Annotated in this window: 17 protein-coding genes; 12 read left to right on the top strand and 5 right to left on the bottom strand. The window is 67.0% G+C overall.

Features of this window, described 5'->3' with window-relative positions:
- Window positions 1–62: 62 nt before the first annotated feature.
- From HBF32_RS11740 to HBF32_RS11720, 5 genes are all read left to right on the top strand, one after another.
- Window positions 63–515, top strand: a complete 453-nt coding sequence (locus tag HBF32_RS11740) for a hypothetical protein (RefSeq protein WP_166699797.1) — start codon at window positions 63–65, stop codon at window positions 513–515.
- A 134-nt stretch (window positions 516–649) separates the two neighbouring features.
- Entirely contained in the window at window positions 650–1,177 is a 528-nt protein-coding gene (locus HBF32_RS11735) for a peroxiredoxin (RefSeq protein ID WP_166699796.1), read from the top strand.
- Window positions 1,178–1,203: 26 nt separating this feature from the next.
- Window positions 1,204–1,722, top strand: a complete 519-nt coding sequence (locus tag HBF32_RS11730; protein ID WP_166699795.1) for a hypothetical protein — start codon at window positions 1,204–1,206, stop codon at window positions 1,720–1,722.
- 53 nt (window positions 1,723–1,775) lie between these two features.
- Entirely contained in the window at window positions 1,776–2,528 is a 753-nt protein-coding gene (locus HBF32_RS11725; RefSeq protein ID WP_166699794.1) for a DUF2884 family protein, read from the top strand.
- Between the two features lie 66 nt (window positions 2,529–2,594).
- Window positions 2,595–3,029, top strand: coding sequence for a PA2169 family four-helix-bundle protein (locus HBF32_RS11720; RefSeq protein ID WP_166699793.1), 435 nt, complete (start codon window positions 2,595–2,597; stop codon window positions 3,027–3,029).
- Window positions 3,030–3,046: 17 nt separating this feature from the next.
- Here the strand turns inward: HBF32_RS11720 and HBF32_RS11715 are convergent, their stop codons facing one another.
- Window positions 3,047–3,268: a hypothetical protein gene (locus HBF32_RS11715; RefSeq protein ID WP_166699792.1), complete on the bottom strand. Its 222-nt coding sequence runs from the start codon at window positions 3,266–3,268 to the stop codon at window positions 3,047–3,049.
- A gap of 393 nt (window positions 3,269–3,661) precedes the next feature.
- On the opposite strand from HBF32_RS11715, the gene HBF32_RS11710 reads away from it, so the two are divergent.
- Window positions 3,662–4,300 carry a response regulator gene (locus HBF32_RS11710; protein WP_193570354.1) on the top strand — a complete coding sequence of 213 codons (639 nt, stop codon included), beginning with the start codon at window positions 3,662–3,664 and terminating at the stop codon, window positions 4,298–4,300.
- Window positions 4,301–4,413: 113 nt separating this feature from the next.
- Window positions 4,414–5,247: a DUF2884 family protein gene (locus HBF32_RS11705; protein ID WP_166699791.1), complete on the top strand. Its 834-nt coding sequence runs from the start codon at window positions 4,414–4,416 to the stop codon at window positions 5,245–5,247.
- Between the two features lie 12 nt (window positions 5,248–5,259).
- Here HBF32_RS11705 and HBF32_RS11700 read toward each other — a convergent pair whose 3' ends face one another.
- From HBF32_RS11700 to HBF32_RS11685, 3 genes are all read right to left on the bottom strand, one after another.
- Complete coding sequence (locus HBF32_RS11700; protein WP_166699790.1) at window positions 5,260–6,210, bottom strand: D-2-hydroxyacid dehydrogenase family protein; 951 nt, start codon at window positions 6,208–6,210, stop codon at window positions 5,260–5,262.
- Window positions 6,211–6,346: 136 nt separating this feature from the next.
- Complete coding sequence (locus tag HBF32_RS11690) at window positions 6,347–6,850, bottom strand: DoxX family protein (RefSeq protein ID WP_166699789.1); 504 nt, start codon at window positions 6,848–6,850, stop codon at window positions 6,347–6,349.
- Window positions 6,851–7,025: 175 nt separating this feature from the next.
- The gene (locus tag HBF32_RS11685; RefSeq protein WP_166699788.1) at window positions 7,026–8,057 is read right to left on the bottom strand and encodes an aldo/keto reductase; all 1,032 of its coding nucleotides are present in this window, start codon (window positions 8,055–8,057) and stop codon (window positions 7,026–7,028) included.
- Between the two features lie 190 nt (window positions 8,058–8,247).
- Here HBF32_RS11685 and HBF32_RS11680 point away from each other — a divergent pair, with 190 nt between their 5' ends.
- Genes HBF32_RS11680 through HBF32_RS11665 form a run of 4 tightly spaced genes read left to right on the top strand, consistent with a single transcriptional unit; the run spans window position 8,248 to window position 11,503 of the window.
- On the top strand, window positions 8,248–8,844 hold the full coding sequence (locus HBF32_RS11680; RefSeq protein ID WP_166699787.1) for an anthranilate synthase component II: 597 nt from the start codon (window positions 8,248–8,250) through the stop codon (window positions 8,842–8,844).
- Between the two features lie 13 nt (window positions 8,845–8,857).
- On the top strand, window positions 8,858–9,889 hold the full coding sequence (trpD, locus tag HBF32_RS11675) for an anthranilate phosphoribosyltransferase (RefSeq protein ID WP_166699786.1): 1,032 nt from the start codon (window positions 8,858–8,860) through the stop codon (window positions 9,887–9,889).
- 47 nt (window positions 9,890–9,936) lie between these two features.
- A complete protein-coding gene (gene trpC / locus HBF32_RS11670) occupies window positions 9,937–10,788 on the top strand; it encodes an indole-3-glycerol phosphate synthase TrpC (protein WP_166699785.1) in 852 nt (283 codons plus the stop codon).
- Window positions 10,789–10,795: 7 nt separating this feature from the next.
- Window positions 10,796–11,503 carry a haloacid dehalogenase-like hydrolase gene (locus HBF32_RS11665; RefSeq protein ID WP_166699784.1) on the top strand — a complete coding sequence of 236 codons (708 nt, stop codon included), beginning with the start codon at window positions 10,796–10,798 and terminating at the stop codon, window positions 11,501–11,503.
- Here HBF32_RS11665 and HBF32_RS11660 read toward each other — a convergent pair.
- Window positions 11,500–12,246 (bottom strand): sulfite exporter TauE/SafE family protein, encoded by a 747-nt coding sequence (locus tag HBF32_RS11660; RefSeq protein WP_166699783.1) that lies wholly within the window; start codon window positions 12,244–12,246, stop codon window positions 11,500–11,502. The two genes, HBF32_RS11665 and HBF32_RS11660, sit on opposite strands and share 4 nt — an antisense overlap.
- Window positions 12,247–12,385: 139 nt before the next feature.
- Between HBF32_RS11660 and HBF32_RS11655 the strand changes: the two genes are divergently transcribed.
- Window positions 12,386–13,336 carry a bifunctional helix-turn-helix transcriptional regulator/GNAT family N-acetyltransferase gene (locus HBF32_RS11655; RefSeq protein ID WP_166699782.1) on the top strand — a complete coding sequence of 317 codons (951 nt, stop codon included), beginning with the start codon at window positions 12,386–12,388 and terminating at the stop codon, window positions 13,334–13,336.
- Window positions 13,337–13,350 lie beyond the last annotated feature (14 nt).

Here is a 13,350-nt window from a genome sequence, read left to right as displayed (position 1 = left end):
CACGATCGTGAGTGGAGAATCCGCGTCGCAGTTTCCTGCCACCTTTTCCACGGAGAACGAACATGATCAAGCGCATCACGGGTATGGCCGCCCTGGTTCTGGCGGCGGCAGGTTCCTTCGGCGTCCAGCCGGCCCAGGCCGCGGAAGCCTCGACGAAGTGCCACATGACCTTCAGCACCACGGGTTGGGCGGCGATCTACAAGAAGGCCGACGGCCGCGGCCACGTGCGTTGCGACAACGGCCAGACCGCCGACGTGATCATCCACGTGCGGGGCGGCGGCCTCACCGCCGGCAAGTTCAGCATCGAAGGCGGCAAGGGCGAGTTCACCAACGTCAAGGGTATCCAGGAGATCTACGGCGAATACGTCAGCGGGGGCGCCAATGCGGGCGTGGTGAAGAGCGCCGAGAGCGCCGCCATGACCAAGGGCGAGGTGTCGCTGGCCGTCACGGGCACGGGCCGTGGCTTCAACCTCGGTGTGGACCTCAGCAAGTTCGAGATCGAGCGGCTCAAGTAAAAAACGCGCGCAGACGCCCGTAAGAGGGCGCCCGGCTACGGGCGCCCTCTTTATTTTGCGAGGCACATGCCGGCGCAACCTTGGAGCGCACGGGATACACTCATATCGATCCCATCCACCCCCGAGGTTCCACCATGCGTCGCCTGCTCACCTTCCTCGCGCTGTGCATCGTGACCGCCACCGCCTGGGCCGCCGCGCCCGCCGTGGGCGACAAGGCTCCCGACTTCCGCCTGCAGGACCAGAAGGGCGACTGGCATACGCTGGAAACGCACAAGGGCAAATGGCTGGTCCTTTACTTCTATCCCAAGGACTTCACGGCCGGCTGCACCACCGAGGTCTGCACCTATCGCGACGACACCGCCAAGCTGCACAAGGCCGGGGCCGTCGTGCTCGGCGTGAGCCTCGACGACGTCAAGTCGCACAAGGAATTCGCCGAGAAGTACCACGTGCCGTTCCCGCTGCTCTCCGACGCCGACAGCGCCGTGGCCGTGAAATACGACGTGCTCACCACGACGGCGACCGGCCAGAAGTACGCGCGCCGGGAAACCTTCCTCATCGATCCCGCCGGCAAGATCGTCAAGATCTACAAGGATGTGGACCCGGAGAAGAATTCGGGCCAGGTGCTGGCCGACCTCGCCGAACTCAAGAAGGCGGGCGCCTGATCGTGTTCGGTGCCGTCAAGGGAGCGATGCGCTCACGTCCTTTCGCGTCCTGGCGCATCGTGGTCTGGCTGGTGATGCTGCTGGCCGCCGTGGGTTTCGTCATCAACACCTACGCATCGGTGGTCCTCGCCAATGCCGTCGGCGCGGTGAGCGCGGAAGCCATCGCCGCCGGGGCGGGCGATCCGCGCATCGGCATGATCTGGTCGCTGGCCTATGCGCTGGCGGCCTTCGCCGTGATCGTCGTATCCCTCGGCACCCTTCGCTGGCGCGACTGGGGGCGGCGCGCGATGCGCGTCGTCGCCCTGCTGCTGCTGGTCTGGTCGGCCTATACGGCGCTCGTCGCGTTCGACCAGTGGCGGCAACTGGGAGAGGTGCTGGGCCAGGCCGGCCTTCCGGCACAGTTGCTCGCGGTGGGGCAGAAGCACCGGACGATCCTCCTGGTCGGACTGGCCCTCAAGGCCGTCTCGGTGCCGGTACTCGGCTGGCTGGCCTGGGTACTGGGCAGCCTGGGCGTCCGTCAGCAGTTCGCCCGGCTGCCGCTCTAGCGGGTTCCCGGCGGTTCAGCGGGCATTCGTCCGCCGCCGGTTATCGAACAGCCATGAGCCCACGTCCCACTGTCCTTGCCGTCCTTCTTTGTCTTGCCGGCGGCGCGTCCGCCCAGGACCTGGCCACCACCTGCCGCATCGCGAGCACCTACGACCTGACCGTCCGCCCGGACGCCCTGGTGTTCGACCGGGCCGAGCCCGCGCCACGCACGGTCCGCATGCATGACGGTGCCCTCGCCACGGACGGCAGGCCGGTGGCGCTTCGGCCGGACGAGCAGGACCGCGTGGCGCTGTTCGAACGCCAGGTTCGCGTCCTCGTTCCCAAGGCCAAGGCCATCGCGAACGACGGTGTGGACATCGCGGCGCGGGCCGTGCGGGACGAGGCGGCCACCGCCGCCCCGCAGGCCGTCGCCAGCGGCGAGCTCGACAGGGTGCTGAACGGCCGCGTCGCGGACATCAAGCGCCGCATCGCCACGAGCCAGAGCACCCGCGACTGGCAGGAAGACGCCATGCGCGCCTATGCCCAGGAAATCGTGGGGGACGTGGCCCCGCTGTTCGCCAACGAGGTCGGCGGGGAAGCCATGCAGCTGGCGATGAACGGCGACCTCCAGGGCGCGGCAGCCCTGCGCGACCGCGTCGCCACGGTGTCGACGGGTGGCCAGGCGCGCGTCGTGGCACGCGTGGAAGCCGCGCTGCGGCCCCGGATCCAGGCGCTTTGCCCCTCGATCCGGGAGCTCCAGGAGTTGCAGTCGGGACTTCGCGATTCCTCGGGTCGGCCGTTGAACCTGATCGAGTCCGGCGAATGACCGCGCGCTGACCGGCATCCTTCGCGTTTAGCGCAGGCTAAGTGCCACGGGACTAAGGTCCGCCCCATGGAAAGCACTTCGAATCGCGTCGTTAACGGTTTGATAAAGCGCGTGATCGCGGATCGCGACCTTTATCGCCAGGCCGCCCGCGGTGTGCGCGAGCCCGGTCTGAAGGTGATTCTCCAGGAGTCCGCCGATTCGCTCACCGCGATCGCTCGTGAACTGCAGGACCAGGTGAGCGCCACCGGCGGTCGTCCGGCCACGGCGGGCGGCGCCATGAGCGGCATGCGGCGGACGATGATGGACGCCTCCGCGAAGCTTTCCCATGACCCCGATGTGACTTACATCCGCACGCTGGAGCAGATGGAGCGCCGCCTGCTCGACGCCTTCCTTCGTCTCGAGGCGACCTCCGGCGATCGCGTGATGGTCGGTCGGCATATCGCGCGTCTGCGTCTGCTGCATCTGGACATGACCAACCTGGGCGGTGCCGCGGGGCGCTGATTCCCGATCCGGCGCGTTCAGGCCGCCGTGCGCAGGTCGTGCAGCGTGCGGTGCAATTGGTTGTCCCCCGACACGCGTACCGGATGCGGAGACATGAGGGTTTCCCTGTCCGCGAAATAATTGGCGAAGGCGATGGCGTCCGCCGGGTCCCGGCGCACGGCGAGCTGCATGCCTTCGCGGAAGATGCCCCAGGCGTCGCCCATGCGGGCAATGTGGTACTCGATGGTGTGCGGAAGCATGGAGTTGTCCGGCATAGGCCATGACGGCGTGATCCGAACAGGATGACTTGCTTCAGGGTGGCGAGAGAATAAGACAAGTCTGAAAATTCGAATCTTTTTTCTTGAGCAAATGCTCAGCATTCTTTTCCGCCGGCGTGCCTGCGACATCGCGTAGGTGGGAGGCGTAGACAACTTCTGCATTCGAGTCGCTCCGTCGTCAGAAGCATCCAGGCAGGGATGTCGGTGCCCGATGGTCGTCGTTGCGCGACGGACGCGGTACGGAATGACCCGCAATCTCAATCGCACTGCAGCGCTCCTCCGAACACGCGCGGACGTTTACGGTAACCTGCGCGCCGTACGACGAGCGACACATCTCACGGACGGCGGGTGCAACTTGCGCCGGCGAGGAAAGACATGATTCTGCGCACGATCATTGCCGACGATCATCCCGTGGTCCTCATGGGAACCCGTGCGGCGCTCGAGGCAGCAGGCGATATCGATGTGGTTGGCGAAGCCGCCAACAGCGACCAGCTCGTCGATCTCCTCGCATCGCGTCCTTGCGACGTCGTCGTTACCGATTTCTCCATGCCCGGCGGCCGCCACGGCGACGGCCTGTCGTTGATCGACCTCATGCGTCGCCGCTACCCGCGCCTGCCCGTTGTGGTGCTGACGATGGTGAACAACGTCGCGGTGCTGCAGACCATGCGTACGCGCGGGGCGTTGGGCCTGTGCGACAAGCGGTCGCCGCTCACCGAAGTGGCGGTGGCGGTTCGCCTTGCCGCGGCCGGCTATCCCTATCTCAGCGACTCCATACGCCGTCAGTTCGACGAAGCCTGCGTGCTGCGCGCCCCCGACGTCGTCCGACTGTCGGCGCGGGAGATCGAAGTGGTGCGGTTGTATGTCAGCGGCATGTCGATCTCGCAGATCGCCGAACGGCTGAGTCGTAGCGTGAAGACGGTGAGCCGGCAGAAACGCGATGCCATGCGCAAGCTCGGCATCGACCACGACAGCCGGCTTTCCGAGTACGCCCGCGAGCGCGGCCTGTCCTCCTGACCCCTGCCGGAAGTCAGGGTGTGACCAACCGCCCATGCTTCCGGCACACGATCGGCTTAAACCCTGGAGTGCCCGGGCGCATCCCACACGCGCCAACCCTGGGGAGAAGGACCATGCGTCATCCGTTCATTGCCGGCACCGCCGTGCTCGTGCTGTCCGTCGCGGCCGCTGCCGGGCAGGCCAGGACCGTCGGCTTCAGCACCGATACCTGCGATCACGACTATTCCACCCCGTACGACGTGGACCTGACCGCCGCGGGGCTCTCCTTCCATCGCACCGATGGCGAGCCCGCGAAGATCTTCCTGCACGATGGGGCCCTGCGTGTCGACGGCAAGGATATGGCGGTGTCGCGTTCGGACGCCGAAGCCCTGCGCCGCTACGAGGACGGCGTGCGCAAGCTGTTCCCGCAGGTGGCGGAGATCGCCCGGGAAGGCGTGCAGATGGGCTTCTCGGCCATGACCAGCGTCACCCTGACCTTCGCCGACGGCGACCAGCGCGCGAGCATGCTGGAGAAGCTCAAGCGCAAGCAGGCCCAGGCACTGCGCGAGATCGACGAAGGCATTGGCGCCGGTCACTGGTCGGCCAATCGCATGACCGAGACGTTCGCGGGTTCGGTCTCGGATTCCGTGGGCGAACTGGTCGGTTCGGTCACGTCCGGCGCGGTGTCGGCGGCCCTTTCGGGCGATTCGGCCAAGGTCGCCGCGTTGCAGGCACGCGCTGAGTCGCTGGACAAGACCATGGATCGCGAAATGGACAAGCGGTCCCATGCGCTCGAAGCCAAGACGAAGGCCATCTGCCCGCGGCTCAACGAACTCGCCGAGTTGCAGCGTGGGTGGAAGGTGCGGCTGGATAATGGCAAGCCGCTCGAGCTCATGACGATCAAGCCCAAGCACAGCGACGATGACGATAGCGACGAGGACGAGCACAAGAAGGTCGCCTCGTCCTGATCGGCCGAGGCTTCAGGTGCGCTGGCGGTCCAGCCAGTCCACGAGGTTGCGTACCGTGTCGCCGTAGAAGGTGCGGTACATCTCTTCGGTGACATAGCCGATGTGGGGGGTCGCCAGCACATTCGGCAGCGTGCGGAAGGGGTGGTCGTCCGGAAGCGGCTCTTCGTCGAATACATCGACGGCCGCGCCGGCAAGGCGTTCCGAGCGTAGCGCTTCCACCAGCGCGGCCTCGTCCACGATGGGGCCGCGCGAGCTGTTCACGAGCCTTGCCGTGGGTTTCATCGCGGCAAGATCGGCCGCGCCGATCAGGCCCTGGGTGCGCTCGCTCAGGCGGACATGGATGGTCAGCACGTCCGAATGGGCGAGCAGTTCGTGCTTCGAAACCCGTCGCACGCCGAGCGCACTCGCTGCCTCTTCCTCCAGGTTCTGGCTCCAGGCGATCACCTGCATGCCGAAGGCCTGGCCGATGCGCGCCACCTTGGAACCGATGCGACCCAGGCCGAGGATGCCCAGCGTCTTGCCGCGCAGTTCCGAGCCGAGCCCGACCTGCCAGCCACCGGCGCGCACCGATGCCGCCTCCGTGGCGATGCCGCGCATCAGGCCGAGGATGGCGGCCCAGGTGAACTCGATGGTCGGTGTGGAAGCGTAGTTGGTGTGCACCACCTCCACCCCGCGCGCGGCCGCTGCGTCGAGGTCGATCGAGGCATTGCCCCGCCCGGTGGAGGCGATGAGGCGCAGGCGGGGCAGGGCGGCGATAAGTGCCGCTGTCATCGGCGTGCGCTCGCGCATGACGCAGATGGCGTCGAACGGTTGCAGCCGTTGGACCAGTGCCTCGTGGTCCGCCTCGTGATCGTGGAAGACGGTGATGTCCGCGCGGCCGTCGAGAGGCGACCAGTCGGCGCTGCGCATCGCCACCTGCTGGTAATCGTCGAGGACCGCGATCCGGATGCGTGCTTCGCTCATGGTCGTTTCCTGGGTCAGGCCGGCTGGATCAGGTCCCAGCCGTTGCCGTAGAGGTCTTCGAAGACAGCCACCGTGCCATAGGGTTCATTTCTCGGCGCTTCTCCACGATACCCAGGTTTTTTTTGCATCGCACGGACTATGTCGCGCGATGCATTCGCCGTGCGATCAGCGTGTCCACGCTCCAGGGCCCGGCCCCGGAAAGCATCAACGCGACGATGCCCGCAAGGTAAAGCAGGTCGCACTCGTAACCCGGCTGGCCGAAGTGGGCGACACCGTTCTGCACCGACATCAGCTTGATCGAACTGAAGCCATAGGGCAGGTGCACGGTGAACGTGGCTACCAGCAACACGACGATCATGGGTATGGCGGCAAGGGTGACGAAGGCGCCGATGACCAGGGCCAGCCCGCCAAGGATCTCGATGGCCACGGTCAGCCACGACATCAGTTCCGGTGCCGGTACGCCGATGGCGGCGAGGATGCCGGCGAACATGTCCGGACCGCGCAGCAGCTTGGCGAAGCCATGCTGCATGAAGCCTCCGCCGACGACGAGCCGGATGGCAAGCGGAGCCCAATGCGAGAAGCGCGAGGGACGTTCGAACAGCAGGGAGGCCAGTCGGCGGCCGGCCGGGGGTGCGGTCATCGTCGGTGCTCTTGGGTCGGATTCAACCAAGGGTGACCGGCCCTCTGGCGAAATCCTTTCAGCCCGCCCTCGCAAGAAAACGCGTTCGCCACGGACCATGGTGCCTGGCGGCGCGGCAAGGGCATCGGGAACGCACCGGCGCGAAAGGCTCGCGTCGATGCGCTCCCCCGCGGGATTACCAGGTCGTGGGCTTCGGATTCCGCTCGTCGAATCCCTTCTGGTGCCAGTAAGGATATGGCGGCGTGGTCTGGCTCACGGTGTCGAGGCGCGCGATCTCCTCCGGCGTGAGCGTCCAGCCGACAGCGCCCAGGTTCTGCGTGAGCTGGGTCTCGTCGCGTGCGCCGATGACGATGTTCGAAATCGACGGACGGCTGAGCACCCAGTTCAGCGCGACCTGCGCGATCGTCTTGCCGCGCTCCTGCGCGATGGCATCGAGCACGTCGACGATGTCGTAAAGCTTTTCGTCGTCCACCGGCGGCCCACCCACGGCACCGCCCGAGGCGATGCGGCCGGTGTCGGCGGCCTTGCCGCGGCGGATCTTGCCGGTGAGGCGGCCCCAGCCGAGCGCGCTCCACACCATCGTGCCCACGCCCTGGTCGAGGGCCAGCGGCATGAGCTCCCATTCGTAATCGCGGCCGATGAGCGAGTAGTAGCCCTGGTAGGCCACGTAACGGCCGAGGCCGTACTTCTCCGAGGTGGCCAGGGACTTCATGAGGTGCCAGCCGGAGAAATTGGAGGCGCCGATGTAGCCGATCTTGCCGCTCGAAATCAGGTCGTCGAGCGCGCGCAGGGTTTCCTCCACCGGCGTGAGCGCGTCGAAGCCATGCATGAAGTACAGGTCGATGTGATCGGTCTGCAGGCGGCGCAGGCTGGCCTCGCAGGCGCGGACGATGTGGTAGCGCGACGACCCCTTGTCGTTCGGGCCGTCGCCCATCGAGAAGGTCGACTTCGTGGCGATCAGGGCCTGGTCGCGGCGCCCCTTGAGCGCTTCGCCGAGCACTTCCTCGGCCATGCCGCGCGAATAGATGTCCGCCGTGTCGAACATGTTGAGGCCGTGCTCGAGGCACAGGTCGACGATGCGCTTCGCTTCGGCCACCTGGGTGGAGCCCCAGCGTTCGAAGAATTCGCCCGAGCCGCCGAAGGTTCCGGTGCCCAGGCTGAGGACGGGGACTTTGAGGCCGGAGCGGCCGAGTTGACGGTGTTCCATGGAGGGTCCTTGTGGGGGATGAACCTCCTCAGCATGGGGCGCGGGCGGCCGTCCCTCAACCGTGTCGATGCAGAATGTGTTTTCAATGGATAATGCCCGCTCCCCCGGCTGGCGCGATGGCGCATGCCCCCGTCCGGCCATGCGATGCTTTCCCGCCTCTTTGGTTGTAAAACAACGGCTTGGTGATGCCATGCTCCTCATGATCGACAACTACGACAGCTTCACCTTCAACCTCGTCCAGTACCTGGGCGAGCTGGGGCAGGAGGTCAAGGTCGTACGGAACGACGCGCTTACCGTGGCGGATATCCGCGCGCTGGCGCCCTCGCGGATCATGATTTCGCCGGGGCCGGGCACGCCGGACGACGCGGGCGTGTCGATCGACATCCTGCGCGAGCTGGCGGGCGAGCTGCCCATTTTCGGGGTCTGCCTGGGCCATCAGGCCATCGGCCAGGTGTTCGGCGGCAAGGTCGTCCGGGCGCGCGAGATCATGCACGGCAAGACGTCGCCGGTGCGGCACCGCGGCCAGGGGGTCTTCGCCGGTCTGCCCAATCCGTTCGAAGCCACGCGTTACCACTCGCTGGTGGTGGAGAAGGATTCGGTACCCGACTGCCTGGAAGTCACCGCCTGGACCGAGCGCGAGGACGGCTCCATCGACGAGATCATGGGCCTGCGCCACCGCACGCTGGACATCGAGGGCGTGCAGTTCCATCCGGAATCGATCCTCACCCAGCACGGTCACGACCTGCTCCGCAATTTCCTCGGCATGCCGCTGCCGCTCGCCGCCTGAGGGTCCGCGTTCCATGCCCATCACTGCCTCCGAGGCGCTCCAGCGCACGATCGAGCATCGCGAGATCTTCCACGACGAGATGATCGAGCTGATGCACCAGATCATGCGCGGCGACGTGAGCCCGCTCATGACCGCCGCGATCCTCACCGGTCTGCGGGTGAAGAAGGAAACCGTCGGCGAGATCACGGGTGCCGCGCGCGTGATGCGCGACCTCTCGTCGAAGGTCGAGGTGGGCCCCCATCCGCACTTCCTCGACATCGTGGGCACCGGCGGCGACGGTGCTTCGACGTTCAATATTTCGACGGCGTCCATGTTCGTCGCGGCCGCCGCGGGTGCCCGCATCGCGAAGCATGGGGGCCGCAGCGTTTCCTCCAAGTCGGGCAGCGCGGACGTGCTCGAGGCGCTCGGCGCGCGCATCGACCTGCTGCCGGCGCAGGTGGCGGTGTGCATGGAGCAGGTGGACATCGGTTTCATGTTCGCGCCCAACCATCATCCCGCGATGAAGGTGGTCTCGCCGGTGCGCAGGGAGATGGGGGTGCGCACCATCTTCAACATCCTCGGTCCCCTGACCAATCCCGCCGACGCCCCGAACATCCTCATGGGCGTGTTCCATCCCGATCTCGTGGGCATCCAGATTCGCGTGCTGCAGGCGCTGGGCGCCCGCCATGCGATGGTGGTGTGGGGCCGCGACGGCATGGACGAGATATCGCTGGGGGCGGCGACGCTGGTCGGCGAACTCCGCGACGGTGTCGTGCGCGAGTACGAGATCGAGCCGGAGGACTTCGGCCTCTCGATGGCGTCGAGCCGCAATCTTCGGGTGGACGACGCGGAGGGCTCGAAGGCGATGCTCCTCGACGCCATCGGGGGCGTGCCGGGCGTGCCCCAGGACATCGTCTGCCTGAACGCCGGCGCGGCCCTTTATACGGCCGATGTCACGCCATCGATACAGGAGGGCATCGACCTCGCTCGCGCCACCATTGCGAGCGGTGCGGCCCGTGCGAAAATGACCGCATTCGTGGCCGAGACGCAGCGGCTCGGTGCCTGATATGGTCGGGGCTCCCCAGTCCCCGGCCTTACCAAAGGAACTCCCCGATGTCCGACATCCTCCATCGCATCCTGGATCGCAAGGTGCAAGAGATTGCGGAGCGCAGCCGCAAGCGTACGCTCGACGACCTTGCCGCGCGCATCGCCGACCTGGAACCGACGCGGGGCTTCGTCGCCGCCATCGATGCGCGCCTGCACGACGGCGATCCGGCGGTCATTGCTGAAATCAAGAAGGCGAGCCCAAGCAAGGGCCTGATCCGCGAGGACTTCGATCCCGCCATCATCGCGCGCAGCTATGAGCGCGGCGGGGCCACCTGCCTCTCGGTGCTCACCGATGCCGATTTCTTCCAGGGCCACGAGGATTTCGTGAGCCAGGCGCGTGCCGCATGCAGCCTGCCGATCCTGCGCAAGGACTTCATCATCGACGAATACCAGGTGTACGAAGCCCGCACGATCGGCGCCGACTGCATCCTGCTGATCGTCGCCGCGTTTGCGCAGAAGGAGCCGGACGGCGATCGCGTTTACGACGAGAGCCGCCTCACCGAGCTTTCCCTGCTTGCCGCGGAACTCGACCTCGACGTGCTGATGGAAGTCCACAACGAAGAGGAGCTCGAGATCGCCCTCGGCACGCCTGCGCCGCTGATCGGCGTGAACAACCGCAACCTGCGCACGTTCGAGACATCCCTGGGCACCTCGCTCAGGCTGAAGGACCGCGTCGGCCCGGAAACGGCGATCGTCGCGGAATCGGGCATCCACACGGTGGAAGACGTGCGCAAGCTGCGCGAGGCGGGCATCCACACGTTCCTGGTGGGGGAGGCCTTCATGCGCGCGGCCGATCCGGGCGCGGAACTGCAGAAGCTGTTCGGCGTTCGTCCGCACAGCGCCGCACACAAGTCGTAAGGAACGCATGGATCAGGGGATGGACGCGGCGGTCGTCGAAGACACCGCCGCCGGCGCGAGACGCGTCGTCTTGTTCGATTTCGATGGCGTGATCGTCCGCCACCAGACGCTGGAATTGTTCTATCGCCAGCGCCTTTCCGGCCTCGGACGCTGGCGTGTGCTGCTGGCGCTTCCGCTCGTACCGTTCGTGCCGGTCCTCATCGGCAGCGTCGCCGGGAACCGGTTCCTCGGACGCGTCTTCCTTCGCGTGGTCACGTTCGGCCGCAGCGAGGCGGGATGCCGGCGCTTGATGAATGCGTTCGGGCGAACGTACGCGCGGCGCCCGGGCGTGTTCTGCCGCGACGCCGTCGTCACCTTGCGCCGCCACGTCGATGCCGGCGACCGCGTCGTCATCGTCACCGGCAACGAACAGGAAATGGTGGAGGCGATGCTCGACGAAGTGAACCTCGGGGGTTGCGAGCTGGTGGCCTCCCAGGCCCGCATGGGTCTGTTCGGCATGCGCTTCGTCAACCACAACGTCCACCATGCCAAGGTGCGCACGCTCGACCGCGCCGGCATTCCACGGCCCTGGGCCGTCGCCTATGGCGACTCCCTGTCGGACGTGCCGATGCTGAAGGCGGCCGATGCGGCGCGCCTGGTCAATCCTTCCCCGAAGACCCTGAAGAAGGCCAGCCGCCTGCTCGCCGGCAAACTCGAAGCGGTGTACTGGTACTAGCCCAGCAGATAGCGGCCGAGCTGGTAGAGGCTGATGCCGACGATGAGGCAGCCCACTGCCGTCATCACGTAGCGCGGCGGCAGGTGACGCACCAGCCAGGCGGCCACCGGCGCGGCGAGCATGCCGCCCACCAGCAGGCCGAGGACGATCGGCCAGTGCTGGACGCCCATGTGGGCCACCAGCGTCGTGGAGATGGCGATGGTGACGACGAATTCCGCCGCGCTGACGGTGCCGATGGTCTGCCTGACCGCGCCGCCACGGGCGAGCAGGGTCGACGTGGCGATCGCGCCCCAGCCACCGCCGCCGATGGCGTCGAGCAGGCCGGCGAAGAAGCCGAGGACTCCCTTGTGGCGCACCCGATGGTGGGACACCACGCGTCCGGCCGCACGCACCAGCACCACCACGCCGAGGATCAGGAGGTAGGCGTAGACGAAAGGTTTCAGCGCCTCGCCCGGTACGCTGGCGAGGAACCACGCACCGAGGATGCCGCCGATGACGCCCGGTATGGCAAGACGGCGGAAGGCCTTCCAGTCCACGTTGCCGAACAGGGCGTGGGCACCCCCCGACACGCCGGTGGTGAACACTTCGGCGGTATGCACGGTGGTGCTGGCGACCGCCGGCGGCAGGCCGAACGCGAGCAGCACCGCGTTCGAGACGATGCCGTAGGCCATGCCGAGCGCGCCGTCGATCATCTGCGCCAGCAGGCCGACGCCGACGAAGATCAGGAACTGGCTCCAGTCCATGGTTTTCTCGTCCTCCGGTGGATCCGGCGACCACCATATACGAGGTGGACGGCACGGGGGCATGAAGGGCGACTTCTGGCGCTTGCACGCGGCCTCGCGCCACGGCTAGCCTCATCCACCACACACGGCGAGATTACCGATGTACCTCTCATCCCTGCGCGAGCTGGCGCTCGGCAGTCGGCTCAAGGCACTGAGCGACCAGTTCTACACGGCCGTCGACGAGGTCTACCGCGCCTGCGGGGCCGGTATCGAGTCGCGCTGGTTCCCGGTGATGCGCTATCTCCGCGACGTGGGCCCCACCACCGTCACCGACATGGCCCTGGCCATCGGCCAGACGCATTCCGCGGTCAGCCAGCTTGCCGATCGGCTCGTGGACGCCGGCATGGTGGTGCGGCGGCGCGATCCGCACGATGGGCGCCGCAGCGTGCTCGCGCTCACCGACGCGGGCGAGCGGGCACTCGGCGCCCTCGGGCCGGTATGGCTTGCGATCCGCCGCGGCATGGCGGATTCCCTGGGACCGCATGGGCTCACCATGCTGAAAGCCATCGACGACTGCGAGCAGGCCTTGCGCGAGCGGCCACTCGTGGCGGCCATTCTCGACCAGCGCGAAGCGCTCACCCGCGCGGGCGTCGAGGTGGTGCCGTTCGACCCCGCCTTGCGCGATCACTTCCGCCGGCTCAACCAGCAGTGGCTCGAGCGTCATTTCCGGGTGGAAGGCGTGGACCGGACGCTGTTCGCCGATCCCGAGGGCCAGATCGTCGCGCCGGGCGGCGCCATCTTCTTCGCCCTCTACGCGGGTGAGGTCATCGGCACCTGCGCCCTCATACGCGAAAGCGAGGGGGTCTTCGAGCTGTCGAAGATGGGCGTGGACGAGAACTTCCGCGGGCTGGGTGCCGGCCGTGCGCTGCTCGATGCGGCCATCGCGGAATACCGCCGGCGTGGCGGCAAGGAGCTGTTCCTGGAGTCGAACAGCCGGCTGGATCGCGCGATCGGCATGTACGAGCGCGCCGGCTTCGTCCGGCAGTCGTCCATCCGGCCCGGCTCGCATTACGAGCGGGCCGACGTCTACATGCTGTACCGGGGCAGCTGAGCCTGCTCCGGGCC

It is taken from the genome of Luteibacter yeojuensis (genome assembly GCF_011742875.1).
GTDB classification, from domain to species: Bacteria; Pseudomonadota; Gammaproteobacteria; order Xanthomonadales; family Rhodanobacteraceae; genus Luteibacter; species Luteibacter yeojuensis.
The sequence above is the reverse complement of the archived record's forward strand: the minus strand, read 5'-3'. Positions and strand labels throughout refer to the sequence as shown.

Bases quoted from the DNA above. Each gene is read 5' to 3' on its own strand.
- HBF32_RS11740 (WP_166699797.1), top strand. From the start codon at position 63: ATGATCAAGCGCATCACGGGTATGGCCGCCCTGGTTCTGGCGGCGGCA.
- HBF32_RS11680 (WP_166699787.1), top strand. From the start codon at position 8,248: ATGCTCCTCATGATCGACAACTACGACAGCTTCACCTTCAACCTCGTC.
- HBF32_RS11690 (WP_166699789.1), bottom strand. From the start codon at position 6,850: ATGACCGCACCCCCGGCCGGCCGCCGACTGGCCTCCCTGCTGTTCGAA.
- HBF32_RS11710 (WP_193570354.1), top strand. From the start codon at position 3,662: ATGATTCTGCGCACGATCATTGCCGACGATCATCCCGTGGTCCTCATG.
- HBF32_RS11665 (WP_166699784.1), top strand. From the start codon at position 10,796: ATGGATCAGGGGATGGACGCGGCGGTCGTCGAAGACACCGCCGCCGGC.
- HBF32_RS11655 (WP_166699782.1), top strand. From the start codon at position 12,386: ATGTACCTCTCATCCCTGCGCGAGCTGGCGCTCGGCAGTCGGCTCAAG.
- HBF32_RS11730 (WP_166699795.1), top strand. From the start codon at position 1,204: ATGCGCTCACGTCCTTTCGCGTCCTGGCGCATCGTGGTCTGGCTGGTG.
- HBF32_RS11705 (WP_166699791.1), top strand. From the start codon at position 4,414: ATGCGTCATCCGTTCATTGCCGGCACCGCCGTGCTCGTGCTGTCCGTC.
- HBF32_RS11685 (WP_166699788.1), bottom strand. From the start codon at position 8,057: ATGGAACACCGTCAACTCGGCCGCTCCGGCCTCAAAGTCCCCGTCCTC.
- HBF32_RS11725 (WP_166699794.1), top strand. From the start codon at position 1,776: ATGAGCCCACGTCCCACTGTCCTTGCCGTCCTTCTTTGTCTTGCCGGC.
- HBF32_RS11700 (WP_166699790.1), bottom strand. From the start codon at position 6,210: ATGAGCGAAGCACGCATCCGGATCGCGGTCCTCGACGATTACCAGCAG.
- trpC (WP_166699785.1), top strand. From the start codon at position 9,937: ATGTCCGACATCCTCCATCGCATCCTGGATCGCAAGGTGCAAGAGATT.
- trpD (WP_166699786.1), top strand. From the start codon at position 8,858: ATGCCCATCACTGCCTCCGAGGCGCTCCAGCGCACGATCGAGCATCGC.
- HBF32_RS11720 (WP_166699793.1), top strand. From the start codon at position 2,595: ATGGAAAGCACTTCGAATCGCGTCGTTAACGGTTTGATAAAGCGCGTG.
- HBF32_RS11735 (WP_166699796.1), top strand. From the start codon at position 650: ATGCGTCGCCTGCTCACCTTCCTCGCGCTGTGCATCGTGACCGCCACC.
- HBF32_RS11715 (WP_166699792.1), bottom strand. From the start codon at position 3,268: ATGCTTCCGCACACCATCGAGTACCACATTGCCCGCATGGGCGACGCC.
- HBF32_RS11660 (WP_166699783.1), bottom strand. From the start codon at position 12,246: ATGGACTGGAGCCAGTTCCTGATCTTCGTCGGCGTCGGCCTGCTGGCG.